General features: G+C 66.8%; 23 protein-coding genes. 13 read left to right on the top strand and 10 right to left on the bottom strand.

Annotated elements, in window-relative coordinates; all coding sequences use genetic code 11:
* Positions 1-40 precede the first annotated feature (40 nt).
* Both M9799_RS11925 and M9799_RS11930 read left to right on the top strand, forming a co-directional pair.
* The gene (locus M9799_RS11925) at positions 41-1027 is read left to right on the top strand and encodes a Bug family tripartite tricarboxylate transporter substrate binding protein (protein WP_231041895.1); all 987 of its coding nucleotides are present in this window, start codon (positions 41-43) and stop codon (positions 1025-1027) included.
* 6 nt (positions 1028-1033) lie between these two features.
* The gene (locus M9799_RS11930; RefSeq protein ID WP_231041896.1) at positions 1034-1795 is read left to right on the top strand and encodes an alpha/beta fold hydrolase; all 762 of its coding nucleotides are present in this window, start codon (positions 1034-1036) and stop codon (positions 1793-1795) included.
* Positions 1796-1803: 8 nt separating this feature from the next.
* Here the strand turns inward: M9799_RS11930 and M9799_RS11935 are convergent, their stop codons facing one another.
* On the bottom strand, positions 1804-2709 hold the full coding sequence (locus M9799_RS11935) for a LysR substrate-binding domain-containing protein (protein WP_231041897.1): 906 nt from the start codon (positions 2707-2709) through the stop codon (positions 1804-1806).
* Positions 2710-2810: 101 nt separating this feature from the next.
* Here M9799_RS11935 and M9799_RS11940 point away from each other — a divergent pair, with 101 nt between their 5' ends.
* Both M9799_RS11940 and M9799_RS11945 read left to right on the top strand, forming a co-directional pair.
* Positions 2811-3722 carry a dihydrodipicolinate synthase family protein gene (locus M9799_RS11940; RefSeq protein WP_231041898.1) on the top strand — a complete coding sequence of 304 codons (912 nt, stop codon included), beginning with the start codon at positions 2811-2813 and terminating at the stop codon, positions 3720-3722.
* Between the two features lie 73 nt (positions 3723-3795).
* The gene (locus tag M9799_RS11945) at positions 3796-4755 is read left to right on the top strand and encodes a Bug family tripartite tricarboxylate transporter substrate binding protein (RefSeq protein WP_231041899.1); all 960 of its coding nucleotides are present in this window, start codon (positions 3796-3798) and stop codon (positions 4753-4755) included.
* A 253-nt stretch (positions 4756-5008) separates the two neighbouring features.
* Here the strand turns inward: M9799_RS11945 and M9799_RS11950 are convergent, their stop codons facing one another.
* The 3 genes from M9799_RS11950 to M9799_RS11960 form a co-directional block, all read right to left on the bottom strand.
* Entirely contained in the window at positions 5009-7303 is a 2295-nt protein-coding gene (locus M9799_RS11950) for an ATP-dependent DNA helicase (RefSeq protein ID WP_231041900.1), read from the bottom strand.
* On the bottom strand, positions 7300-8979 hold the full coding sequence (locus tag M9799_RS11955; protein WP_231041901.1) for a VRR-NUC domain-containing protein: 1680 nt from the start codon (positions 8977-8979) through the stop codon (positions 7300-7302). The genes M9799_RS11950 and M9799_RS11955 overlap by 4 nt, the downstream gene beginning before the upstream one ends.
* 122 nt (positions 8980-9101) lie before the next feature.
* Positions 9102-10061: a LysR family transcriptional regulator gene (locus M9799_RS11960; protein WP_231041902.1), complete on the bottom strand. Its 960-nt coding sequence runs from the start codon at positions 10059-10061 to the stop codon at positions 9102-9104.
* 127 nt (positions 10062-10188) lie between these two features.
* Here M9799_RS11960 and M9799_RS11965 point away from each other — a divergent pair, with 127 nt between their 5' ends.
* The 8 genes from M9799_RS11965 to M9799_RS12000 all read left to right on the top strand — a co-directional run bounded on the left by M9799_RS11965 (position 10189) and on the right by M9799_RS12000 (position 17414).
* Positions 10189-10983 (top strand): SDR family NAD(P)-dependent oxidoreductase, encoded by a 795-nt coding sequence (locus M9799_RS11965; protein ID WP_231041903.1) that lies wholly within the window; start codon positions 10189-10191, stop codon positions 10981-10983.
* Between the two features lie 73 nt (positions 10984-11056).
* On the top strand, positions 11057-12025 hold the full coding sequence (locus tag M9799_RS11970) for a Bug family tripartite tricarboxylate transporter substrate binding protein (protein WP_231041904.1): 969 nt from the start codon (positions 11057-11059) through the stop codon (positions 12023-12025).
* Between the two features lie 33 nt (positions 12026-12058).
* Positions 12059-12583 (top strand): carboxymuconolactone decarboxylase family protein, encoded by a 525-nt coding sequence (locus tag M9799_RS11975; protein WP_231041905.1) that lies wholly within the window; start codon positions 12059-12061, stop codon positions 12581-12583.
* Positions 12584-12688: 105 nt separating this feature from the next.
* Positions 12689-13888: an ABC transporter substrate-binding protein gene (locus M9799_RS11980; protein ID WP_377008114.1), complete on the top strand. Its 1200-nt coding sequence runs from the start codon at positions 12689-12691 to the stop codon at positions 13886-13888.
* Positions 13889-14031: 143 nt separating this feature from the next.
* On the top strand, positions 14032-14949 hold the full coding sequence (locus M9799_RS11985) for a branched-chain amino acid ABC transporter permease (protein ID WP_231041906.1): 918 nt from the start codon (positions 14032-14034) through the stop codon (positions 14947-14949).
* A 22-nt stretch (positions 14950-14971) separates the two neighbouring features.
* Positions 14972-15937: a branched-chain amino acid ABC transporter permease gene (locus tag M9799_RS11990; RefSeq protein WP_231041907.1), complete on the top strand. Its 966-nt coding sequence runs from the start codon at positions 14972-14974 to the stop codon at positions 15935-15937.
* Positions 15934-16701, top strand: a complete 768-nt coding sequence (locus tag M9799_RS11995) for an ABC transporter ATP-binding protein (protein ID WP_231041908.1) — start codon at positions 15934-15936, stop codon at positions 16699-16701. Before M9799_RS11990 ends, M9799_RS11995 begins: the two co-directional genes overlap by 4 nt.
* A gap of 11 nt (positions 16702-16712) precedes the next feature.
* The gene (locus M9799_RS12000; protein WP_422688580.1) at positions 16713-17414 is read left to right on the top strand and encodes an ABC transporter ATP-binding protein; all 702 of its coding nucleotides are present in this window, start codon (positions 16713-16715) and stop codon (positions 17412-17414) included.
* A 24-nt stretch (positions 17415-17438) separates the two neighbouring features.
* On the opposite strand, the gene M9799_RS12005 is transcribed toward M9799_RS12000, so the two are convergent.
* Genes M9799_RS12005 through M9799_RS12030 form a run of 6 tightly spaced genes read right to left on the bottom strand, consistent with a single transcriptional unit; the run spans position 17439 to position 23497 of the window.
* Entirely contained in the window at positions 17439-17870 is a 432-nt protein-coding gene (locus M9799_RS12005) for a type IV pilin protein (protein WP_255662378.1), read from the bottom strand.
* Positions 17867-21157 (bottom strand): pilus assembly protein, encoded by a 3291-nt coding sequence (locus M9799_RS12010; protein ID WP_231041910.1) that lies wholly within the window; start codon positions 21155-21157, stop codon positions 17867-17869. Before M9799_RS12010 ends, M9799_RS12005 begins: the two co-directional genes overlap by 4 nt.
* Position 21158: 1 nt before the next feature.
* Complete coding sequence (locus M9799_RS12015; RefSeq protein WP_231041911.1) at positions 21159-21677, bottom strand: pilus assembly PilX family protein; 519 nt, start codon at positions 21675-21677, stop codon at positions 21159-21161.
* Between the two features lie 41 nt (positions 21678-21718).
* Positions 21719-22426, bottom strand: coding sequence for a PilW family protein (locus M9799_RS12020; protein ID WP_231041912.1), 708 nt, complete (start codon positions 22424-22426; stop codon positions 21719-21721).
* A 1-nt stretch (position 22427) separates the two neighbouring features.
* Complete coding sequence (pilV, locus tag M9799_RS12025; RefSeq protein ID WP_231041913.1) at positions 22428-22964, bottom strand: type IV pilus modification protein PilV; 537 nt, start codon at positions 22962-22964, stop codon at positions 22428-22430.
* The gene (locus M9799_RS12030) at positions 22955-23497 is read right to left on the bottom strand and encodes a GspH/FimT family pseudopilin (RefSeq protein WP_231041914.1); all 543 of its coding nucleotides are present in this window, start codon (positions 23495-23497) and stop codon (positions 22955-22957) included. The genes pilV and M9799_RS12030 overlap by 10 nt, the downstream gene beginning before the upstream one ends.
* Positions 23498-23851: 354 nt before the next feature.
* Between M9799_RS12030 and M9799_RS12035 the strand changes: the two genes are divergently transcribed.
* On the top strand, positions 23852-25900 hold the full coding sequence (locus tag M9799_RS12035; protein WP_231041915.1) for a BCCT family transporter: 2049 nt from the start codon (positions 23852-23854) through the stop codon (positions 25898-25900).
* Positions 25901-25906: the final 6 nt, after the last annotated feature.

A 25906-nucleotide genomic window follows, 5' to 3' on the forward strand; every position in this document is an offset into this window, starting at 1 on the left:
GACCGGCCGCATTCCCACAAAAAATTCCAAGGAGACAAACATGAGCAACCCCATCCTGCAAAAGACCCTCACTGCCATCGCGCTGGCCGCCTGCGCCGTTCCCGCCCTGGCCCAGGGCACGGTGGGCAACTGGCCCGACAAACCTGTCAAGTGGGTGGTGCCATTCCCGCCCGGCGGCGCCATGGATGCGATCGCGCGCACGCTCGGCGAGGTCGCTGGCCGCAAGCTGGGCCAGCCCTTCGTGATCGAGAACAAGCCCGGCGCGGGCGGCAACATCGGCTCGGACTTCGTGGCCAAGCAGCCCGCCGACGGCTACACGCTGATGATCACCTCGATCGGCATGGCCACCAACGGCGCGCTCTACAACAAGCTGAGCTACGACCCGATCAAGGACTTCGCGCCGGTGAGCCTGCTGGCCGTGGTGCCCAACGTGCTGGTGGCGGGCGCCAAGCAGTCCGACGTGAAGAACGTCAAGGACCTGATCGCCAAGGCCAAGCAGCGGCCCGACGCGCTGACCTATGCCTCGGCCGGCAACGGCACCTCGATCCATCTGGCGGGCGCGAACTTCACCTCGCTGACGGGCGTGAAGATGCTGCACGTGCCCTACCGCGGCAGCGGCCCGGCCGTCACCGACCTGCTGGGCGGCCAGGTGGACTTCATGTTCGACAGCATCACCTCGGCGCGCCCGCACATCGAGGCCGGCAAGCTGCGCGCCATCGCCATCACCACCAAGACGCGCTCGCCCTCGCTGCCCGACGTGCCGACCGTGGCGGAAGCCGGTGTTCCCGGCTATGAAGTCTCGCCCTGGTTCGCCACCTTCATGCCCGCCGGCACGCCCGCGCCCATCGTCGCCAAGCTGGGCCAGACGCTCAACGAGGCGATGAACGACCCCGAGGTCAAGAAGCGTCTTGACGCCATTGGCGCCGAGCCGATCGGCAGCACGCCGCAAGCGCTGGCGGCGCATCTGAAGACCGAGACCGATCGTTGGACCAAACTGATCAAAGCGTCCAACATCAAGGTGGATTGAGCAAGCATGCCGGCACTGCACTCCATCATCGAGGGCCAAGGCCCCGTCATCGTCCTGAGCCATGCGCTGGGCTGCGACCTGCACATGTGGGACGAAGTCGCCGCGCTGCTCAAGGACCGCTACACCGTCGTGCGCTACGACCAGCGCGGCCATGGCCGCTCGCCTGCCGGCGAAGCGGCGTTCGGCATGCAGGACCTGGCGCAGGACGCGGCCGATCTGATCGAGCGCCTGGGGCGCGGCCCGGTGCATTTCGCGGGGGTCTCGATGGGCGGCATGACGGCGCAGGCGCTGGCCGCGCGCCACCCTGGCGCGGTGCGCAGCATCACCATTGCCAATTCGGCCGCGCGCTATGACGAGGCCGCGCGCCAGGGCTGGCAGGCGCGCATCGATACCGTGCGTGCGCAGGGCGTGGCCGCGATCGCCGATGGCGCGCTGCAGCGCTGGCTGTCGGCCGATTTCATCGCGCGCCACCCCGAGCGCGTGGCGCAGATGCGCGCGGCCCTGGTGCAGCTGGCGCCCGAGCCCTATGCCCGCGCTTGCGCGGCGGTGGCGGGTATCGCGCTGCATAAGACCAATCCTTCGATCCGTTGCCCGGCGCTGGTGCTGGGCGGCACGCTGGATGCGGCCACGCCGCTGGCGATGTCCGAGGAAATCGCCGCCGGCATCCCCGGCGCGGAGCTGGCCCCTATCGAGGCTGCGCATATCAGCTGCGTCGAGCAGCCGGCGGTTTTCGCGCAGCTGCTGGACGGCTTCATCCAGCGCGCCTGAGCCGGCACTCAGCGCTGCGGCAGGGCGCTGCGGAAGTCGCCCTGCAGCAGTTCGCGCAGCGTGCCGGCCACGCCGTGGCGCCCGTCGCGGCGCCAGGCGAGGTGCAGCTCCACATCCAGGCCGCTCACCTGGGCCAGCGGCCTGAAGCAGACATTGGCGTAGCGCAGCTTCATGGCCGCACGCGGCACCAGGGCCACGCCGACATTGGCATCGACCAGCGCCAGGATCGAATGCGTATGGCTCAGCGTCTGCACCGTCTCCGGCGCCACGCCATGGGCACGCAGCTGGCCGGCGACGATCTCGTACAGATAGCGTGACTCCGAGGGGCAGAACTCGATGAACGCCTGGCCCTGCAGCGCCGCCAGAGGCACGGCGTCAAGCGCTGCAAGAGGGTGGTCCGCCGGCAGCGCGAGCATGAAGGGCTCGCGCAGCAGCGGCGCCGAGGCGCTGAAGCTGCGCGGCGCGAAGGGCCGCACGATGCCGATGTCGATGCGGTCGGCGCCGAGCGCCTCGATCTGATCGACGGTCTGCATCTCGCGCAGCACCAGATGCACCTCGGGCAGCCGCGCGCGCACGAAGGCCAGCAGCTGCGGCAGGAGGGTGAAGCTGGCCGCGGGAATGAAGCCCAGCGTCACGCTGCCGGCTTCGGCCTGCATGGCGCGGCGCGCGGCCAGCGTGGCCGCCTGGCTGCGGCGCAGGATGTCCTCGGCTTCGCGCAGGAAGATCCTGCCGGCCACCGTGAGGCGCACCGCGCCGCCGGCGCGCTCGAGCAGCTGCACGCCGACTTCGTGCTCGAGCAGCTGGATCTGCCGCGTCAGCGGCGGCTGCGTCATGTGCAGCAGCGCCGCAGCGCGGCCGAAATGCAGCTCGGAAGCCACCGCCACGAAGCAGCGCAGTTGGGTCAGTTGGAACATCGATTCATTTCTTGAATGGCGGCATCCGATGTCTGGATTGGACGCCGCCGCGAGGCACTTCTAGAGTGGCTGCCACAGATAAACCGTCTCCTGGAGCCCCCATGACTACTTTCACCGGCCCGGCCCTGCGCGCAGCGCTCGATGGCATTTCCGGCATTCTCGTCACCCCCTTCGACGCGCAGGACGCGATCTGCAGCGCCCCGCTGCAGCCCGTGGTCGACCGCGCGGTCGGTGCCGGCGTGCATGTCCTGGTGGCCAACGGCAACACCAGCGAATTCTATGGGCTGCAGGCGCACGAGGCCGAGCGCATGGTGCATGTGGCCGCCGAGTGCGTGGCCGGCCGCGTGCCGCTGCTCGGCGGCGTGGGCCGCAGCGTGCACGAGGCGCGCGCGCTGGCCAAGGCCTCGGCCCGCGCCGGCGCCGCAGCGCTGATGGTGCACCAGCCGCCGGACCCGTTTGTCGCGCCGCGCGGCGTCGTGAAGTATGTGCAGCAGATTGCAGAAGCCGCCGATGGCCTGCCGCTGGTGCTCTACCTGCGCAATGAAAACATCGGCCTGGCGACGATCGAGGCGCTGTGCCGCATTCCCGAGGTCATCGGCGTGAAATGGGCCTCGCCCACGCCGCTGGTGCTGGCCGAGATGATCCGCCGCACCGCCGACCGCGATCTGGCCTGGGTCGGCGGCCTGGCCGAAGTCTGGGCGCCGCCGCTGTACGCGGTGGGCGCGCGCGGCTTCACTTCCGGTCTCATCAACGTGTTCCCCGAGCGCTCGGTGGCCATCCACAGCGCGCTGGAGCGGTCGGACTACGCGCAGGCCATGCGCCTGATCGGCGAGATGCTGCCTTTCGAGGAGCTGCGCGCGCAGGAGAACAACGGCGCCAACGTGACCGTGGTGAAGGCCGCGCTGCAATGGATGGGCAACGATTGCGGCGCCACGCGCGCGCCTTCGGCCTGGCCGCTCAGCGGCACGCAGCAGCAGCAGCTCGAGGCGCTGCTCTCCGGCTGGAAACAGTAAGCGAGTTCTTCGGCCAGTGGTCCGCCGCTGCGCCTTTTTCCAAGCGACCCATAACTATTAAGGACAAGACACCATGCCGACGCGCCGCACCCTCCTGGCTCTTGCACTGCTTTCCCCGCTGTGCTCCGTTGTTCACGCCCAAAGCTTTCCCTCGCGGCCGATCACCATCGTGGTGGGCTCGACCGCGGGCAGCGCCACCGATGGCCTGGCGCGCGCCGTGGCCGCGGAAGTCACCAAGGAAACCGGGCAATCGGTGGTGGTCGACAACCGCACGGGCGCCTTTGGCGGCATCGCGGCCCAGCATGTGGCGCGCGCCCAGCCCGATGGCTACACGGTGTTCATGACCACCAACACGACGCAGGCGGCCAATCCCCATCTGCTCAAGAAGCTGCCCTACGACCCGATCAGGGATTTCGCGCCGGTGGCGCTGCTGGCCAAGGGGCCGCTGCTGATGGTCGTGAACCCGAAGCTGGGCGTGAACAGCATTGCCGAGCTGGTGGCGCTGGCCAAGCGCCAGCCAGGCAAGCTCAACTACGGCTCGGGCAGCTCGTCGGCGCAGGTGGCGACCGAGCTGTTCCAGCAGATGACGGGCACCGAGTTCAACTACGTGCCCTATCGCGCCAACCCGCCGGCGGTGATGGACCTGATTGCAGGGCAGACCGATCTGATGATCGTCGACCTGGCCACCACGGTGGCGCATGTCAAGGCCGGCAAGCTCAAGGCACTGGGCCTGAGCAGCCCGGGCCGCCTGGCGCTGATGCCGGGCGTGCCGGCGATCGGCGAATCGCTGCCGGGCTATGAATTCGGCTACTGGAATGCGCTGTATGCGCCCGCGGGAACGCCCGCGCCGGTCGTGCAGAAGCTCAATGCGCTGATGCGCAGCGCCATGCAGACCGCCTCGGTGCGCGCCGTGGCGCAGCAGTCGGGGATGGAGACGACGCTGTCCTCGCCGGAGGAGATGAGCAAGTTCCAGGTGGCGGAGTATGAGCGCTGGGGGAAGATCATCAAGACGGCGGGGATCGAGCCGGAGTGAGGGCCCAAGCTGTAGCAGCTGTGACGGGTGAGGTAGGGGGGTGGCTTGAGGGGGGCCGTCCACCCTTCGACAAGCTCAGGGCGAACGGGGTTGAGGAGTCCGCGCTTGCTTTTTTGAGCGAGGCCGTTCATGGTTCGATCCTTCTGCAAGCTCAGGATCACCACGAACGGTTCTGAGGTGACTGCCTTTATAGAACCGTTCGTCCTGAGCCTGTCGAAGGATGAGCGGCCAGCCCTAGGAATCAGAGCGCTGCCTATCCCCACCACCCCGGCAGCAGCCTCCTGACCTCCTCCCGCCCGAAGCGGTCGTCCATCAGGAACAGCTCCCCGGTATCGCTTTCCGAACGGATCACCCGTCCCGCCGCCTGCACCACCTTGCGCAGCCCCGGAAACAGATAGGTGTAGTCATACCCGGTGCGCGTGCCGAAGCGCTGCTGCATGCAGCGCTTCATGCTTTCATTGACCGGGTTGAGCTGCGGCAGGCCCAGCGTGGCGATGAAGGCGCCGATCAGCCGGTCGCCGGGCAGATCGATGCCTTCGCCAAAGGCCCCTCCCAGCACCGCGAAACCGATGCCCTGGCCGCCCGCCTGGAAGCGGTCGATGAAGGCCTGGCGGCTGTCGGTGCCCATGGCGCGCACCTGGCGCCACACGGGCGGCGCGTCGGGCCGAGCGCACAGTGCATCTGCCACGCGCTCCAGGTAGTCGAAGCTGCTGAAGAAGCACAGATAGTTGCCCGGGCGCCGCGCGAACTGCGCGCGGACCAGCGCCACGATGCGCGCCACCGAGGCCTCGCGGTCCTGGTAGCGCGTGGAGACATCGCGCACGATATGCACCGCCAGCTGCGCCGCCTTGAAGGGCGCGGGCACATCGATCCAGGCCGTCTCGTCAGGCAGGCCCAGCGTGTCGCGGTAGAAGGCATGCGGGCTCAGCGTGCCCGAGAACAGCACCGTCGCATGCGCGGCGGCATGCCGTGCCTGCAGGTGCGGCGCGGGAATGACATTGCGTATGCACAGCACCGAGGAGCGTTTGCGCCGGCCCTGCGCGGGCACCAGCGTCACGTCGAACAGCGCATGCGTGTCGAACTTCTCCTCCAGCACGGAAAACTGCAGCGCCTCGAGATAGAAGCCCAGCACCGGATCGCCGGGCAGCATCGGCACATCGGCATTGGCCTCGGCGATCAGCGAGATGGCTTTCTGCAGCGCCGCCATGAAGTCCAGCGGCACCTGTGCATGGCACTGGTAGGCGATGTCCTGGCCGGCGTGGATGTCGCTCCAGGCGCGATTCAAGGCATCGAGCGACTTGCGGATGCGCCCCTTGGCCTGCTTGCGCGCGGCCGCAAGCGAGCCCGGCGTCAGCTCGGCCGTGTACATGCTGCGTGCGCGGTCGAGCAGGTTGTGCGCTTCATCGACCAGAATGCCGACCTTCCACTGGTGCGCCAGCGTCAGCGCGTGCAGCATGGCCGCGCCGTCGTAGAAGTAGTTGTAGTCGCCCACCACCACATCGCTCCAGCGCGCCATCTCCTGCGTGAGGTAGTAGGGACAGACCTCGTGCGCCAGCGCCACCTCGCGCAGCCGCGCGCTGTCCCAGACCGCATGCACTTCAAGCACTGCAGCGCGCGCGGCCGGCAAGCGGTCATAGAAGCCCTTGGCCAGCGGGCAGGAGTCGCCATGGCAGGCCTTGTCGGGGTGCTCGCAGCTTTTCTCGCGCGACTGCAGCGTGATGGCGCGCAGCGGAGGGCCGCCCCGCAGCGCCGCGCCGCCGGCCCCGATGGCATGGTTGACATGGCCCAGCGCCTGCGTCGCCAGGCCATGACCCGTGCCCTTGGCGGTCAGGAAGAAAATGCGGTCCAGGCCCTGCCCGGGGCAGGCCTTGAGCATGGGAAACAGCGTGCCGATGGTCTTGCCGATGCCCGTCGGTGCCTGCGCCATCAGGCAGTTGCCGGCCTCGGGCGCGCGCGCGCAGCGGTACACGGCCACCGACAGCGCGCGCTGGCCGGCGCGGAAATCGCCCAGCGGAAAGGCCAGCGCCGCCAGCGCCTCGTCGCGCGCACGCCGGTGCGCGTCTTCGCTCTGCGCCCAGCGCAGGAAGCGCGCGCATTGCGCCTCGAAGAACGCCTGCAGCTCGGCGGCCTCGAAGCCCTGCGCGATCGCATCCTCCTTCTGCGTGGTGATGTTGAAGTAGATGAGCGCGATCTTCAGCCGCGGCAGCGCGCGCTCGGTGCACAGCAGATGGCCATAGATCTTCGCCTGCGCCCAGTGCAGCGCGCGGTGGTTGGCGCGGATGGCCGTCAGATTGCCGCGGTAGGTCTTTATTTCCTCGAGCTGCCCGGCCTGCGGGTCGAACCCGTCGGCGCGCCCGCGCACGCGCAGCGACTCGTACTGTCCCTGCAGCGGCAGCTCGGCCTCGTATTCCGGGCCACGCCGCGACTGCACCAGCGCGTGGCCCTCGATGCCCTGCTGCGCCGTGGGCGCGGGCGTGAAGCGCAGGTCGAGGTCTCCCTGCTTGGCGGTGAATTCGCAAAGCGTGCGCACGGAGACGGTGTAGCTCACGGACCGTCCCCGGGGCCTGCGCGCCACTGCACATGGCAGACGCTGACCGGAATGCCATGCCCGCGGCAGTACTGCAGCCAGCGGATCTGGTTGTCCTGCAGCTTGTCGCCTGGCCCCTTGACCTCTACCAGCTCGTAGCGCTTCTCGTCGGGCCAGAAGCGCACCAGGTCGGGAAAGCCCGTGCGGTTGGCCTTGACGTCCGCCAGCAGCCGCGTGAACAGCAGCTTCAGATGCGCGGCGCCGATGCATTCCAGCGCCAGCAGCAGCAGCGGCTCGGACAGCGTGCCCCAGAAGACGAAGGGCGACTGCAGCCCGTGCTTGGCGGCATAGCGCTCGAGAATCACGGCCTTGTAGTCGGGCGTGTCGAGCAGCGCCAGGCAGCGCGCGAATTCCTGCGCGCGGCGCTGGGTGAAGTCGGGTGCGCTCAGGTCGGCGGGCGCGCTCTGGAAGGGGTGGAAGAAGGCGCCTTGCACCGGCGCGAAGATCGCCGGCCAGCACAGCAGCCCGAACAGCGAATTGATGAGCGCATTCTCGACATAGAACACCGGCGCCGCCTCGCTGTGCCAATGCTGGCGCAGCACGTATTCGACGGACATCGGCACCGCAGGCGGATCGAGCACGATGTCCGAGCGCAGCTGCGACAGCGCCTGCGCCGCGCCCGGGCGCCGGCCCGGCGCGCCCTGGCCCGCGCTGCGCTGCAGCCGCGGCAGCATGCGCAGGAGCTTCTGCAATTCCTCGTCGCTCTCGGGCGAGCGCTGCGCCTCGAGCGCGCCGGCGAGCGCCTCTTCATGGCGCTCCAGGCGCTCGAGCACGCGCAGGCGCCGGTGGCGCGCGCCGGGGTAGCTGCACTGCGCATAGGTCAGCAGCGCCTCGTCCCATTGCTGCGCGCGCTCGCAGGCATGGCCCAGGCGCAGCAGCAGCTTGGCGCGGCGCTGCTCCAGCCAGGGGTTGGCGCTGCGGCAGGCCTCGATGGCCTGGCGCATGGCTGCGGCATCGGCGCCACCCTCGAGCGCCTCGCGGCAGGCATGCAGCGCAAGATACGCGTCGATGTCGGCGCGCGTCTGGAAGGCGCGCGAGGCGGCGTCGAAAGCCACGCTTTCATACCGGAACACGCCCAGGTCGGCAAGAACGAACTCCGTCCAGTCCTGGCGCAGATTGCCGAAGAACATCAGCCGCAGCCGCTCGCTCAAAGCGCCCAGCATGACGCGCCAGACCGGCTCGCTGGCCTGCGGGTGCCATTCGGCATAGGGGCGGGGTTCGGCGTGGACCTCGCCCAGCGCCAGCAGCCAGTCCGACTTGCGCGTGCCGCCGCCGCGCTCGGGCGGCGCAAACAGCGGCGCCAGCTCGCTCTTGGTGTGCAGGTCGAACAGCTCCTCCAGATGCATGGGCGCGCGCGCGTCGAGCCAGCCCAGCGCCAGCAGCGGCCCGGTGGCGGCGCAGACTTCGGGAATCTCCTCGTAGACCAGCTTGGAGGCGCGGAACCACGGCCCGCGGCGCATCAGCATGCGCACCAGCAGCGCGCGCGACATGGCCGGCAGCGCCGCGAACTGGGCGAGGAAATCATGCTCGGCGCCATCGAGCAGGTCGCTGTAGCGCTGCGCGATCCAGTCCAGCGCGCGCTCGAAGTTGTGCAGGTAGTAATAGCGGTGCGGGGGCACCGGGATGGACGCGCTCATGGTGTGCCGGACCGGGTGCTGGCCACGGGCAGGCCAGGATCATCAACCGGGGAATAAGGCGGTACTGTACATAACTACATGTTTGGAGCGCCTGCGACAAACCCATGGAATGGGCTTTGCTACTAGGTCTGTAGCGAGGACTCACCCGCAGGCGCAGCGGGCGCAAGAATCCAGTCGGAATGCCTGGCCATCAGGTCCATGCCCACGGCGCGCACCGCCGCCATGGCCTCCTGGGCAATGGTTGTGGGCGTGCCCAGCCGGCGCGTCACGATGCCCACCGAGCGCACCGGGCCGTCGGCGATCTCCGAGACCTGCAGCCCGCGCAGGCTCTGCATCGGCATCATGCCCAGATAGGGCAGCACCGCGACGCCGAGGCCCGACTTGACGAACCCGGCAATGGTGCCGACCTGGTCGAGCTGCATCTTCGGGCGGAACTCCATGCCGCGCTGCAGGAAGGCCGCGCTCATGTAGCGCATGGCGGTGCTGGCATCGGTCATGGTTATCAGCGGCAAGCCGGCCAGGTCGTCGAGCCGCATGCGCGGCGCGAGCCGCCGGCGCCAGGGGCCACACGACAGCAGCACGAAGCGGTCGCGCAGCACCTCCTCGTAGTGCAGCTCGGGGTGCGAGGGAGCGACCGAGGCCAGTGCGAAGTCCACCTGGTAGTGGAGCAGCCGCTGCACGCAGGCGTTGTTGGAGCAATCGTGGATCGTGATCTGCGGCGCCGCGAAGCGCCGCTCCAGCCCGGCGCAGACCGCTGGCAGCATGCCGGTGGCCAGCGAGGGCAGGGAGGCAATGGCCAGCTGGCGCGCTTCTTCCTCAGCGGAAGACAGCATGCGCTGCAGGCCCGCGTCGTATTCGCCGATGACGGTGCGCGCCATGGCCGCCAGGCGCTTGCCGCCCGGCGTGAGCTGCACGCTGCGCGTGGTGCGCTCGAACAGCGGCAGGCCCAGCGTCTCCTCCAGATCGCGTATGGCCTTGCTCAGCGAGGGCTGGGTCATGAACAGCTGCTCGGCGGTCTTGCTGAAATTCAACGACTCGGACAGCGCGAGAAACATGCGCAGATGGCGCGGCGGGAGATTCATTCCGCCATTCTATAAATCCTGCCCAAGAAAGAATTTAAAAAATATATGTGCCACGCATAGCATCGACGCATGCATCCCGGATGCGCCGCCGTGGCGCCCTCCGAGCGATGGCCAAAAAGGAGACAAGGTGCTGGATCTCACAGGCAAGGTGGCATTGGTGATGGGCTGCGGCGCGGTCGCGCAGGGCTGGGGCAATGGGCGGGCGACGGCCGTGCTGCTGGCACGGCAGGGGGCAAAGGTCTACGGCACGGACCTGTCGCTGGAGCAGGCCGAGGAAACGCAGCGCCTGGTGGCGCAGGAGGGCGGCGACTGCCATGTCGGTGCCTGCGACGTGACGCGCGCCGACGAGGTGGCGCGTGCCGTCGCAGACTGCGTGCAGCGCTTCGGGCGCATCGACATCCTGGTCAACAACGTCGGGCTGTCGCAGCCGGGCGGGCCGGTGGACATGGACGAAGCCGTCTGGGACGCGCAGCTGCAGGTCAATCTCAAGGGCACTTTCCTGTCATGCAAGCACGTCATTCCGCACATGCGCGCGCAGGGCGGCGGGGCCATCGTCAACGTGTCTTCGGTGGCCGGGCTGCGCTATGTGGGCAAGCCGCAGGTGGCCTATGCCACCGCCAAGGCCGGCCTGCTGCACTTCACGCACACCACCGCCGTGATCCACGCGCCCGAAGGCATCCGCCTGAACTGCGTGGTGCCGGGGCTGATGCACACGCCGCTGATCGAGGGCCTGGCGCAGAAATACGCCAAGGGCGACACGCAAGGCTTCATCGACCACCGCAACAACCAGGTGCCGATGAGGCACATGGGCACCGGCTGGGACACCGCGCACGCGGTGCTGTTTCTCGTGGCCGACGAAAGCCGCTACGTCACGGGCACCGAGATCGTGGTCGATGGCGGGCTGGTCGCCGCGACACGCTGAACCCCAAGCCGCGGCCGCCGCGCGGGGGCGCAGACGGCCGCGGCCACATGCATCACAACAGAAGGAGACACACATGCTTGATCGCCGTCACTGGCTTGCTGGCGCCTGCGCCTCGCTGGCCCTGGGATTTTCCGCCGGCGCCCTGGCGCAGGGCTATCCGAGCCAATCCATCCGCCTGATCGTGCCCTTTGCGCCGGGCGGCGCCGTGGACCAGACCGCGCGCACCATCAGCCAGGCGCTGGGCGAGCGGCTCGGGCAGGCCGTGGTCATCGACAACAAGCCCGGCGCCAGCGGCGCGCTCGGCGCCACCGACCTGCACCGCGCCAAACCCGACGGCTACACGCTGATGCTGGCGCTGGACTCGCAGGCGGTGAACCATCTGATTGTCAAGAACCTGCCCTTCGACACCTTCAAGGGCTTCGACTACCTGAGCCTGCTGGTGACGACGCCGCAGATCCTGGTGACGCGCAACGAGGTGCCGGCGAAGAACCTGCCCGAGCTCGTGGCCTATCTGCAGGGCCATCCCAAGAGCTCCTATGGCTCGGCGGGCACGGCCTCGGCCGGCCATGTGAACAGCGCGCAGCTGTCGCTGGCCCGGGGTCTGAAGACCGAGCATGTGCCCTACAAGGGCGCGGCCCCGCTGTTGACGGACCTGCTGGGCGGCCATATCGACTATGCGTTTGCGGGTCTCTCGGTCATGCTGCCGCATATCAAGGCCGGCAAGATCCGGGCGATTGCCGTGAGCTCGCCGCAGCGCTCGTCGCAGCTGCCCGACGTGCCGGCGATGAACGAGAGCATTCCCGGCTTCGAGTTCCCGACCTGGATCGGGCTGGTCGCGCCGCCGGGCCTGCCGGCCGACGTACGCGAGAAGCTGCTCAAGACCGTGCACGATGTCATGCACGACCCGGCCATCGTGAAGCGCTTCAACGACAACGCCTTCGATGTCGTCAACAGCACGCCGCAGGCCTTTGCCGAGCGCGTGCGCAAGGACTCGGAGCTGATGGCCGATCTGGTCAAGCGCAAGATTGTCAATGCCGACTGAACCCCATCCTTCACTTCATTCACAAGGTATTCCATGGCCCGTATCCCCTACGCCGACTGCAGCAGCGAGGCCGTGCGCCCGCTGGCCGAGCGCATCGTTGCCGAGCGCGGCAGCATCCTGCACCTCTATCAGATGCTGCTGCACAGCACGCCCATCGCCGAGGGCTGGCTGACCTACCTGACCGCGATCCGCCAGCAAAGCAGCCTTCCCGGCGCGCTGCGCGAGCTGATCATCATGCGCGTGGCACTGGTGAACAAGGCGCCCTACGAGGCGCAGCAGCACGCGCCCATCGCGCTGCAGGAGGGCGTGTCGCAGGCCCAGCTCGATGCGCTGCAGGACTGGGAGCCAAGCGATGCATTCACCGCCGAGCAGCGTGCCGTGCTGGCCTATACCGACGCGATGACGCGCCAGGTGCAGGTGCCTGACGACATCTTTGCCGCGGTTTCGGCCCGGTACGAACCCGCGCAGCTGGTGGAGATCACGGCCACGGTGGCGGCCTACAACATGGTGTCGCGCTTTCTCGAGGCGCTGCAGATCCATTCGCACGACGTGCGCTGAAGGCATGCAGGCATCGATCCTGTTTTGAGCTTGACGATCCACAGGCACAATCGCTGCATTTGCGCATCCTGGCGGGATCGCCAATTTCAAAACACGAGGGTCACAATGTCTGCTGTTCTTGCTTCGCGCTTTCTGATGGGTGTTGCCACGCTGGCCGTGGGTTCGATGCCGCTGCTGGCCCAGGCCCAGGCGCCCGCGCCGATCAAGGTGGGCGTGGCGCTGGATATCTCCGGTCCGTTTGCCGCGCCCGGCGCCGAGATCCGCGATGGCCTGAACCTGGCGGTGAAGCTGCTGGGCAACAAGCTGGGCGGCGTGCCGGCCGAATTCATCCAGGCCGACATGGCGGGCAACCCCGAGCAGGCGCGCCAGCTGGTGGACCGCATGATCCAGCGCGAGAAGATCGACCTGTTCACCGGCCCCGTGGCCTCGAACGTGGCGCTGGCCGTGGGCCCGACGCTGTTTGCCGCCAAGGTGCCGTACCTGTCGCCCAACGCCGGCCCGAGCCAGCTCGCGGGCGCGCAGTGCAATGCCTATTTCTTCGGCACCAGCTACCAGAACGACTCGATGCACGAGGCCGCGGGCCAGTACGCGGCCACCAAGGGCTACAGCAAGGTCGTGATCATGGCGCCCAACTACCCGGCGGGCAAGGACGCGCTCAACGGCTTCAAGCGCCTGTACAAGAAACCGCTGGCCGACGAGATCTACACCAAGGTGGGCCAGCTGGACTTCGCCGCCGAGCTCGCGCAGCTGCGCGCGGCCAAGCCCGAGGCGGTCTACATCTTCCAGGCCGGGGGCATGGGCATCAACTTCATCAAGCAGTTCATGGCCGCGGGCCTGAACAAGGACATCACGCTGATCTCCTCGCCCTTCACCGCCGACGAGGACATCATCCCGGCCGTGGGCAGCTCGATGGTGGGCCTGTTCAATGCTTCTTCCTATGCCCACGATCTGCCCAATGCCGCCAACCAGAAGTTCGTGGCGGAATTCCGCAAGGCCTACAACGGCCGCTATCCCTCGCTGTACGCGGCCTTCGCGTATGACGTGGTGATGAACATGGACGCGGCCGTCAAGCAATTGGGCGGCAAGGTCAGCGACCGGCCGGCGCTGGTGAAGGCGTTGAAGTCCGCGTCGTTCGACTCGGTGCGCGGGCCTGTCAAGTACGGCAACAACCAGTTCCTGATCCAGGACTACTACCTGCGCAAGGTGGTGCAGGGGGCGGATGGGAAGGTGACGAATCAACTGCAGCCGGGGAAGGTGTTGACGGCGCATCAGGATGCGTTTGCGGGGCAGTGCGGGCTGAAATAAACGGCTGGGCAGGTTCCTAGAGCCGGCTCTCCACCCTTCGACAGGCTCAGGGCGAACGGTTGGTACCCGTTCGCCCTAGGCGGGCCCCCCTGAGCCTGTCGAAGGGTGTGTTCACTCAGATATCCTCATCGACCCCCAAACCCATGGATCCCACCTTCTTCCTCGAACAGATCTTCAACGGACTAGGCTACGGCTTCATGCTGTTCCTGCTGGCCGCTGGCCTCACGCTGGTGTTCGGCATCATGGACACGCTGAACCTGGCGCATGGCTCGCTGTTCATGGTGGGCGGCTATGTGTCGGCCGCGGTGCATGTGCAGTCGGGCTCGTTCATGTTGGCGGTGGGCGTGGCGGTGCTGGCGACGGTGCTGCTGGCAGCGCTGCTCGAGGCGCTGCTGGTGCGCCGGCTCTACAGCCGCGACCATCTGGCGCAGGTGCTGGCGACCTTTGGCATCGTGCTGATCGCCGACGACCTGGTGAAGCTCGTCTGGGGGCCTTCGCCGATCATGGCGCCCACGCCGGCGCAGCTGTCGGGGCCCATCGATCTGCTGGGGCTGCCCTATCCCTCGTACCGGCTGCTGATACTGGGCGCGGGTTTCGCGGTAGCGGTGGGCCTGTACCTGCTGGTCAACCACAGCCGCCTGGGCATGCTGGTGCGCGCGGGCGCGTCGAACCGGGCCATGGCCGAGTTCATGGGCGTGCGCGTATCGAAGGTGTTTGCCATCGTGTTCGCGCTGGGCGCGGCGCTGGCGGCGCTGGCCGGGGCGCTGATGGGGCCGATCAGCGCGGTGTCGATCGGCATGGGCGAGGCCATTTTGATTCCGGCGCTGGTGGTGATCGTGATCGGCGGCATCGGCTCGGTGCGCGGCGCCTTCGTCGCCAGCCTGCTGGTGGGCCTGGTCGATACCGCCGGCCGCGCCTTTTTGCCGCCGCTGCTGCGCGAACTGCTGCCACCGGCGCTGGCCGCCGATGCGGGGCCGGCCATCGCCGGCATCGCGATGTACATGCTGATGGCCGGCGTGCTGGTCTTCAAGCCGTCGGGGCTGTTCCCGGCGCGCGCCTAACCGGGTACCTGACGGGTTTGCCATGTCGAATGTTTCTGCAAAGAGGACGCTGGGCCCCTCGATCGCGCTGGCGCTGCTGGTGCTGGCCCTGGCGCTGTTCCCGGTCGTCGCGCCGCTGTTCGATCTCGATTACTACACCGGCTTCGTGCGCCGGCTGATGATCGTCGCGCTGGCCGCCGCGAGCCTGAACTTCCTGATGGGCCGCGTGGGTCTGGTGGCGCTGGGCCATGCGGGCTTCGTCGGCGTGGGCGCCTATGCGGTGGCGGCGCTGGCCGAGGCCGGCTTCGGCTCGGCCTGGCTGGTCTGGGCGCTGGCGCTGGTGGCCGGCGTCGTGGTTTCGGCGCTCATCGGCGCGGTGGCGCTGCGCACGCGCGGCGTGTACTTCATCATGATCACGCTGGCCTTCGCGCAGATGCTGTTCTATCTCGCGGTATCGCTGCGCGCGTACGGCGGCGACGACGGCTACACGCTGTACACGCCGCTGCAGCTGCTGGGCGGCGAGAACCCGGTCATTGCCAGCGGCGCGCCCTTGTACTGGGTGGTGCTGGCGATCGTTGCACTGGTACTGCCGGCCCTGTGGCGCCTCGAGGCCTCGCATTTCGGACGCGCGCTCGAAGGCATCCGCGACAACGAGACGCGCATGCAGGCGCTGGGCTATCCCACCTACCGGCTCAAGCTCTGCGCCTTTGCCGCGGCCGGCGGCGTGGCCAGCCTGGCGGGCGCGTTGATGGCGACGCAGAACGGCTTCGTCAGCCCCTCGCTGATGCACTGGACGCAGTCGGCGCTGCTCATCGTCATGGTGGTGATCGGCGGCGTGGGCCGGCGCTGGGGCGCGCCGCTGGGCGTGGCGGTGTGGCTGGTGTTCGAGGAGCTGCTCAAGCAGTTCACCGAGTACTGGCATGCGCCCATGGGCCTGCTGCTGATCGGCGTGGTGTTCCTTGCGCCGAAGGGGCTCGCGGCCCTCGCATCGCGGAGGGCCGCCCCATGACGCTGCTCGTCGCCAACCAATTGCTCAAGCGCTTTGGCGCCTTGACGGCCACGGACCATGTGAGCTTCGCGGTGAACGCCGGCGAGATCCATGCGCTGATCGGCCCCAACGGCGCCGGCAAGTCGACGCTGGTGCATCTGATTTCCGGGCTGCTGGCGGCCGATGGCGGCACGCTTTCGCTCGACGGCGTCGATCTCACGCGCCTGGCGCCGCACCTTCGCGTGGCCGCGGGCCTGTCGCGCTGCTTTCAGGTCACCAGCATCTTTCCGAAGCAGACCGTGGGCGAGAACCTGCTGCTGGCGGTGCAGGCGCATGCGGGCTCGAGCTTCAGGTTCCTGCGCCGGCGCGAGAGCGACACCGAGCTGCACGCGCGCGCCCGGGCGCTGGCCTGCCGCGTGGGGCTCGACTCCGAATGGGAGCGCGTGGCCGGCACGCTGCCGCATGGCGCGCAGCGCAAGCTCGATGTGGCGCTGGCCATTGCTTGCGCGCCGAAGCTGCTGCTGCTGGACGAGCCCATGGCGGGCATGGGCCCGGTGGAATCGGCGCAGATGGTGGAACTGATCCAGAGCCTGCGCCAGGACATGGCGATCCTGCTGATCGAGCATGACATGGACGCGGTGTTCCAGCTGGCCGACCGCATCTCGGTGCTGGTCTATGGAAAAGTGCTGACCAGCGGCACGGCGGCCGAGATCCAGGCCGACGCGCGGGTGCAGGCGGTGTACCTGGGCACCGAAAACGATCCAGCCGAAGGGGCGAGCGCATGAACACCACTCCACTGCTGGCCTGCGAGGGCCTGGAAGCCGGCTATGGCGCCAGCCAGGTGCTGTTCGGCATCGACCTGCAGATCCTGCCCGGCGAGGTGGTGACGCTGCTGGGGCGCAACGGCATGGGCAAGAGCACCACCATCAAGACCATCATCGGTGCCTTGAAGCCCACCCGTGGCGAGCTGCGCTTTGCCGGGGTATCGCTGCGCGCCAGATCGCCCGATGCCATCGCGCGCCTGGGCGTGGCCATCGTTCCCGAGGGGCGCCACTGCTTTCCCAATCTCACGGTGCGCGAGCATCTGGTGGCGTTTGCGTCCCGGCGTCACGCGGCGGGCGAGCCCTGGAGCCTGGAGCGCATCTACGGCGTGTTTCCGCGATTGAAGGAACGCCAGCACCACATGGGCAACCAGCTCTCGGGCGGCGAGCAGCAGATGCTGGCCATCGGCCGCGCGCTGTCGACGAATCCCCGGCTGCTGATCCTCGACGAGGCCACCGAGGGCCTGGCGCCCGTGGTGCGCGAGGAGATCTGGCGCTGCCTGGCGACGCTCAAGGCGGCGGGGCAGACGCTGCTGGTGGTCGACAAGTACGTGCACCGGCTGGTGGGCCTGGCCGACCGGCATGTGATCCTGGAGCGCGGCAATGTCGTCTGGCAGGGCAGTTCGGCGGAACTCGATGCCGACCGGCAGCTGTGGCACGCATATCTCGGGGTGTGAGGGCGCCAGGGGCTGCCACGGCAGTCACCAGCAATCGGCGGTCAGGGCCGCATTGGTCCTGGAGAAATTGCTTTTCCTGCCCACGTCGTTGATGGCGAAGCCATAGCACTGCACGTCCTTGGCCTGGCTGCCCTGCGGCGTGGCCTTGGCCGTGTAGCTGCTGCTGTCGGCCGTCAGGGACAGCGAGTACAGACCCGACGCGGTGCTGGCCGGCAGCGCGGCATAGCCCAGGTCGGCCGCGCTGGCGGTGTACCTGTTGTTGATGCTGTAGTACTTCTGCTGGCGCGAAGCCAGGTCCACCAGCGCAGCCTTGGCTTCGGTGCGGCGCGATTTCTGGATGAAGCTGTCGTAGGCGGGCAGCGCGATGGCCGCCAGGATGCCGACCAGCGCCACGGTGATCATCAGCTCGATCAAGGTGAAGCCGCGCTGCGCCGGGGCGTTCGGGAAGAGGCTCATCGTCTTTGGATCCAGGTCAGTCGTTTGGGGGTGATGCTCAGGGTCTTGTCCACGTTCACGATCTTGGCCTTGCCGTCGTTGGTGTTGGTGACGATGAAATCCTGCTTGCTGCTGCTCAGGTTGGAGGTGGTGCCCACGCCGCCGAGCCCGAGGCCGGCAACGATGCCGCCATCGGCCGTGATGCCCTTGAAGTACGATCGGGCGGGCGCCGCGCCGGTATCGGGCAGGAGCGCCATGGTGAAGCCGGCCGAGGATTGCGCGGTGCACGACAGCACCTGCGTGACTTCGGGAATGGTGGTGTTGACGACCAGCATCCCGCCGCTGATGGTGGGGTTGTAGATCACCTGCTCGTTGGCCGCGGGCAGCTCCATCTTCCAGCCGTATCGGTCGTTGCCGTTCGGGCACAGGGTGGCGCCTTGCCAGCAGACGCGGTTCTGCGACACGGTGCGCACGCGGCTGTAGCCCACGGCGGCGTTGCCCTGGGCCACCTCGGTGATCTGCTGCGCCTGCAGATCCGCATAGTCGGCCGTCTTGCCGGCCGACAGCGCCTTGTATTTGACGCCGCTCCTGGCGTTCCAGCTGTCGAGGTCGTGGTCCCAGATGCCCAGCAGGTACTGGCTGCCCGGCACGACGTACGAAGAGGCATTGAGCGTCTGGGGGTAGACCTTTCCGGTGCCGAAGGAAAGAATCACGCGGTAATCCGAGCCGCTGAGGCTGGAGGTGACGGTGGGCGCGGTCGTGATCGGCCGGCCGCCGGTCCTGAACAGCGGGGCGGTGCGCGCCTGCCAGTTGCTTTCGCTGTTCGAGCTCAGGTCGAAGCGCCAGAGATTGCCCAGCATGTCGCCGGCATAGATGTAATCGGTGATGTGGTCCAGGTCCAGATCGGCCGATGCCAGCTGGGTGATGCCGTTGCGCGAGGTGATGTCATTGCCGGTTCTGGTGGGCTCGCCGGCATTCAGGTAGCGCAAGGTCCTGGCCCCGCTGTCCTTGTTGACGATCATCACGAAAATGCCGGCTTTGCCCGATTTGCTGTTGAGGCCGTTGCCGAACAGCACCGCCCAATGCCCGTTGTGCAGGCGGCGTATCAGCGGCGTGCCATAGGTGCTTCCCAGGTGGTCGGCGCATTTCTCGGTCGGGGTATCGGTGGCGCAGACCAGGTTCCTGCTGTTCCACTCGCCCAGCACGATGCGCGCCGCGTTCGTGCCCTGGAAATCCTCCGGACTGGTGACGTCGAGCGCGTAGATGGCGCCCGTGGCAATCGAGGTGTTGTCGGCAATCACGCCCGTCCTGTTGCCGCCCGCGCCCAGGCCGCCCACCAGCCAGGTGTGCCAGGCGCCGCCGTAGTACAGGTCGCCGGTGGCCGGCGTGGCATCGACCATGGCATTGTGCGCATAGGTCGTGGAGGCGAAGCGCAGGTTGTCGTTGTCCGAAGGGTTGATGGTCTCCAGCACCTGCGCCGGCATATAGGCCATCAGCTCCTGGCCGTCGTTCTGGGAACTGTCGAATGCACCGTTGGCATCGAACTTCCCGGCGCGAAAACCATGCACGAAACCATCGTTGGATCCCACATAGACCACATGGGTGCGCTGTGCCTTGGCTTTCACGTAGGCCGCGTAGCTGGCGCCTTCGGCGGCCGTGGCCGTGGGATACAGCGCGTCGGCGAACGCCTTGGCATAGGGCGCCTGGGGCTTGCCTACCCAGACCGGGCTCGAGTTCATGATGTCGCCCAGCACGCTGTCGCGCATGCGGAACTTTCCCGTGCCCGAAGTCGTCATCTCCTGGCTGCGCGTGCCCTGAAGGAAATCCAGCACGTCGGACCGGCTGGCATTGCTGGCCGAAGCATCCAGGGCAGTTTTTTGCGCGGCCGACAGGTTGGGCCAGCTCAGCACCTTGCCGGCGCCGTTCCAGGTGAACAGCTTGCGGTCCGCCGGCGCCTGTACCGCGACGTTGCCGCCGGTGGCGCCGCAGCTGCCGCCCGTCAGCCTGCAGTTGGCGTCCCAGTTGGCGCGGTTGCTCAGCGTGAGCATGCCGGTGTCGTCATCGACCAGCACATCGTTGGCCGTCAGCTGGCCCCACCAGTTCTTCGGATAGTAGCTGGCCAGGTAGAGCTGCGAGCCCACCTGCACGCGACCGGACTGCGGCGTGTTGGCGCCGGCCGAAGTGGCGGATACGGTGATCTGCTCGGCCTTGAAGCACATGATTTCATGCACGTTGCTGCCGCTGCCGGTCCCCGCCGCGAAACCAAAGCGAAAGGCCCGGGGCAGGGGACCGTTGGATGCGGAAATGCTCTGCCGTTCGATGATCGGGGTCTCGATGCCGCCGTTGTAGCTGTAGGAAAGGCTCAGCAGCCCGTCCTGGGTGATCTTCAGCCCATAGGTGATGGGCTTGGCATTGCCGCGCTTGGGCAGGCTGATGGCCTGCTGGTTGGAGATGGGGTCGCTCAGGTCCTTGGCAGTGATGTAGTTGTAGTTGTATGGCAGCGCTTCCCTTCTGTTGCCCCTGGTGTCGTAGACATAACCGTTGGCGCAGGCCTTCTGCACCGCGCTGACCCGGCTGCTGTCGTTCAGGCTGCTCGGGTAGTAGGCCGGATAATTCCTGTTCAGCCAGGTCCAGTTGGTGTCGCCCGCTCCGCGCAGGGTCACGCGGTTCTTGCGGCGGTTGTTGCCGCTTGACGTGTTGTCGTCCTTGTTGGAGAAATTTCCATATTCATCGATGCCCAGGCCGATATACGCGCCATAAAGGCCGTCGCTGGGATTCTTGCCGTTGGCGCAGCTGTAGCCCAGGCTGCCGCCAAATGCCCCGACCTTGGTGTTGCGGTCGATGGGACCGGTCTTGTCCGCATCGGAGAGAAAAAATACGATGCCGTCCGCGCCGATGCCTTCGAAATTGTTGCCGCCATAGGTGACGGTCTTGAAGGTGATGTCCACGCCCGCATTGGAGGGAAAGGAAAACTTGGAATAGACCGCGCCGGTCTGGTTGTTTCCGTTGTCGCCACTGTTGGGCGCGCCATTGGACAATCGCAGCGCACCCGAACCCACATCATCGGGCAGCGTGCCTTTTTCCCCGCCCACCAGCGTTTTTCCGGAGTAATAGGCCAGGCCCTTGCAGGCGGGAATGCTGCCGGTGCCGTTGCCTGCAGTCAGGCAGGCGCCGTTGATGCTCTGCCAGTCGAACTTCGAGGAGGCGCCATTGAGGTTGTCTTCGATGACCAGGGCCGCGAAGGCCGGCATGCACGAAAGGGCGATGCTGCAGGCAAGGAGGTTGCGGCTGAAGCGATGGGGCTGCATGTCACAGGCCTCCCAGATTGATGGTGCGGTATTTGAAGGCAAAGGTGCTTTCGACGATGCTGACGGAGCTGGCATTGGCGCCGAAACCTGCGCCTGAAACGCTGTAGAGCATTTCCCTGCCTCCCGGTGTACTGCCCAGTTCGCTGATATAGAACTCCGGGCTGGCGTAGTAATTTGCATCGCCCGGGATCTTGCTTGAGTCGGTATTCAGTCCCGCGTCGGTGGAAATGGCCATGGCCTTGGGGGTGAAGACGCTGCTGCCGCTCCATGGCAGTGTGGTGCCCGATGCCAGCGCGGTGCTGCAGACACGCAGGTCCCCCAGGCTTTCGACGGTATTCCTGGTTTCGCAATCGGAAATTTCGCCCAGGTTGTTTCTCTCCAGCCACCATTCCGCAAAGCGCAGCGAGCTCTGTGCGGCCTGGAAGGAGCGGCCCTTTTCCATGGTGTTGCCGGAAATCCTTTCATACATGGAGCTATTGCGAAAAGCAAAAAGCACCAGGATGGTGGTCACGGCCAGCATGATGATGCTGGTGACCAATACAAGACCCTGCTGAGAATTCTTCATGCCTGGTTTCTCAATGCAATGGTCTTCTTGAATGTCATGGGCAAATAGACCAGGTTGTTTCCCCGGCTCTTTTCGCGATCGATCTTCCTGTAGCTGATCTGCACGGCGTGGATGCTGGCCCACAAACCGGCGGTGGTCACGCTGCTGGCGTAGAGGTATCGGTCTGGCGCGGCGTCGCCATCGGTATCTGCCAGATAGAGAACCTTGAAGCCGGCGACATCCTCGCTGATGACGGACTGGCGGTTGTCCGAGTCGGTGCAGATCAATTGCTGGCTGCTGTTCACCTCGAATCGGCTGCTGTAGGTGGCCGCGGCTGCGGCATTGTGCTTGCTGCCCGTGCAGCTCGAGAGATTGTCCGCCGCCCTGGCCTGGTAGCGGATGGTCAGGCTGTCGTTGGCTGCAGTCGCATTGCCGGAGCCGAAGAGGAAGCTGCCGACGGCGAAATTGGCGGCCGCGGGAAACGCCAGCGTGCTGTTGTTGGACATGGGCTCGGGGTAATACCCGGCGGTCTGTACCTGGTCCGTGAGCACTGTGAACACAAAGCGCTGGTTTTCCAGCGTCGCGCCCAGCGAATCCTGATCGAGGAAATTCCTTTTGGCGACGAAATAGATACCGCTCAGGCCCAGGGCAATGAAAAGGCCAATGGCGATCGAAATCATCAGTTCGATCAGCGTGTATCCGCCGTGCTGCTGTCGTCTGCGCATGTCAGGGAGTGATGAACTGGCTGTATTGGCGCTCGCCGCCAGTGGCGGCGCTGTCGGCCGCATCCGATTGGCTGCCGGAGTAGTACTTCTCGTTCCACTTCACCGTGGCATGGCAGTTCTTGGCATCGAAATTGACGCTGCAATGCACCTGCGACCTTGCATCGGGCAGCTGGTTGTCCAGCGCCGCCAGCCAGGTCCTGACGTCATAGGCCGCAAGATGGTGGGCACTGCAGGCGGCGTTGAGGCAGTCGGCAGAGACACCCAGATCGATGTTCTGCTGGGATTCGATGACCGTGCCTTGCGCCGTGAAGCTGATCTCGCCGAGCTCCGTGTCACCCCAGAACCTGCGGTTGGCGCTCATCGCATCCGCCAGGCTCGTGACCTGCAGCGAGGCGGCATTGCGCAGCTGGGATGTCTTGGTGGCGGCGACGCCATTGATCAGCAGGCCCGCCAGGCCCAGCATGCCCAGCGACACCACGACCAGGGACACCATGACCTCGATCAGCGAGAAGCCGGCCTGTCTGGATCCTACGCGCACGTCTGCTCTCCGCCCTTGGTGACCTTGGCCTGGCCTATGCGCTGGAACGTCAGGCAGCGCTGGCTGCGCTGGTCCGAATCGCTGGTCGTCACCTTGATGACCTGCATGCCCGAGCTCGGCAGGTTGTAGATGTATCCGTTGCGATTGAAGGAAACCGTGGTCTGGGACTCCGAAAGCACGATGCGGTCATCGCCCTTGAGCTTGTCCTGCACCTTGATGATGGCTTCGCCGATGCCGATCGCCTGGTTCTCGTCGGGGTCGGCAAACACGATCCAGCCCTGCGCCAGATCGGAGCTCGGGCTGCAAGTCAGCTGGTCCGCGGAGGCGCACAGCGTGACGGCGACGCCGCGCTTGATGGCTTCCGTCTTGGCGAAACTGATGTCCGCGTTCAAGGCATTGATTTTTCCCGCAACGCGATTGCTCTTGATCAGCGCGCTCAGATCGGGCGCCGCCAGCGCCGACACGATGGCCACGATGGCGACGACCACCAGGATCTCGATGAGCGTCAGGCCACGGCTGGTTGGCCTCTTCAAAGGAGGGATGGATAGGCAGTACATAGGCAATGCCCGCAATCATATGACAGTGCGTAACTAAATGTATGACAATTTGACGGGCCCGGGCCAGGCGTTTGATTAATGGCAAATCGCCCTGATCCGTGCGGTTGTTTTTTCATAGAAAGGGTGATTTCAAGCAGGGCCCGAATCGACCATCCTGCGCCAGGGCATGTGCAGGAGAACGGCTTTGCCGGGCATCCCTGACGTGCAACTTACGTGATGTATCAATTTGCTGCCATGCCTGGGAAAGCGGGGCGGCAACCAGGGGTACCATTTCCGTCACCCGGCGCAGCAGGCTGCCGCCGGACAGCACCCGGCCACCCAAGGAAGCCCATGGATCAACCCGCCATCCCCCAACCCGCCGCGCCGCGGCTGACCTTCTCGGCGCCAGTGGTCATTCCAGCACTGCTGGTGCTGGGCGCGCTGCTGCTGCTGTGCGGCGTGTTTCCGCTCCATGCGGACCGCATCTTCTCCAGCGCACAGGCCTGGGTCATCACGCACTTCGACTGGTTCTACACCATGGTCGTGTCGCTGTTCCCGGTCTTTCTGTTGATGGTGGCGTTCAGCCGCTTCGGCAACATCCGCCTCGGGCCCGACGACGCCAAGCCCGAGTTCAATTTCCTGTCATGGAGCGCGATGCTCTTCGCCGCGGGCATGGGCATCGGCCTGATGTACTTCGGCGTGGGCGAGCCGCTGCAGCATTACCTGAACCCGCCCACCCAGGCCGCGGGCACGCCCGCCGCGGCGCGCGAGGCGCTCACCTCCACCTTCTTCCACTGGGGCATCCATGCCTGGTCGGTGTATGGCGTCATGGGACTGGTGCTGGCCTATTTCGGCTTCCGCTACAACCTGCCGCTGACCATGCGCTCGGGCCTGTATCCACTGCTGCAGCAGCGCATCGACGGGCCGATCGGCCACGGTGTCGATACCTTCGCGCTGGTCGGCACGATTGCCGGGCTGGCGACCACGCTGGGCTATGGCGCGCTGCAGCTGGCGGCGGGCCTGAACATCGTCACGGGCTGGGACACCACTACCACGGCCTTCCGCATCGGCGTGATCGTCATCGTCGTGGGCCTGGCCGGATTGTCGGCGGCCTCGGGGCTGGACAAGGGCGTGCGCCGGCTGTCGGAAACCAATCTGATCCTGACCTTCGTGCTGCTGGGCTTCGTGCTGTTCTTCGGCCCCACCGTGCACCTGTTCGAGGCCTTCAGCGAGAACATCGGCAACTACCTGTCGAGCGTGGTGGCGCTGTCGCTGCGCACCTTCGCCTACGAGCCGGCGCAGGACCCCGGCTGGTTCGGCGACTGGACCATCCTCTACTGGGCCTGGTGGGTGTCGTGGTCGCCCTTCGTCGGCATGTTCATCGCGCGCATCTCGCGCGGGCGCACGGTGCGCGAGTTCATCGTCGGCGTGCTGGTCATTCCCACGGCCTTCAACCTGCTGTGGATGACGGCCTTCGGCAACGGCGCTATCTGGATCGACACCCATGTGGCGCAGGGCGCGCTGGCGCAGTCCGCCAGCAACGTCGATGCGCTGCTGTTCCGCTTCTTCGAGTACCTGCCGCTGGCCAAGGCCGTGTCCTGGCTGGCCATCGTGCTGATCGCGCTGTTCTTCGTGACCTCGGCGGACTCGGGCGCCTATGTGGTCGACGCCATCGCCTCGCGCGGCCATCCGCGCTCGCCGGTGTGGCAGCGGCTGTTCTGGGCCGGCGTGCTGGGCGTCACCGCGATCGCGCTGCTGCTCGCCGGCGGGCTCAAGGCGCTGCAGGCGCTGACCCTGGTGGCGGCGCTGCCGGTGGCGGCGATCATGGCGGTGCTGTGCATAGGGCTGTGGCGCGGCATGCAGGCCGACCTGCGCAACGCCACGCAGGACTGGGCCCCTGCGACCAGCTTCTGGAACGGCCAGCACTGGCGCAAGCGCCTGGAGCTGATCGTGCGCCAGCCCGACGCCCTCGACATCCAGGCCTTCCTGCACAAGACCGTGCTGCCCGCGATGCGCGAAGTGGCCGAGGAAATGAAGCGCCAGGGCGTGCCCGCGGTGGTGCACGACGACAGCGCCGAGGCACAGCCGGAGGGCGCAGCGGCGGTGCGGCTGGTCATTCCCATTCCCGAGCTGCGCGACTTCGTCTATGGCGTGCGGCCGGTCAAGCGCAAGCTGCCCGGCTACATCCTGACCGAGGTCACCGACGAGGAGGAGAACGCGCGCCGCCATGTGGTCGAGCCCATCACCTTCTTCGCCGACGGCCGCGAGGGCTACGACATCCAATACCTGCGGCACGAGGAACTGATTGCCGACATCCTGCGCAACTACGAGCGCTACCTGTCGCTGAGCGCCGACAAGCGCAACCTGCTGCTCAACCGCGCGCCGGGGCACGGCGGCTGAGGCGCC

Origin of the sequence: Comamonas endophytica, from assembly GCF_023634805.2 — a bacterium.
GTDB classification, from domain to species: domain Bacteria; phylum Pseudomonadota; class Gammaproteobacteria; order Burkholderiales; family Burkholderiaceae_C; genus Comamonas; species Comamonas endophytica.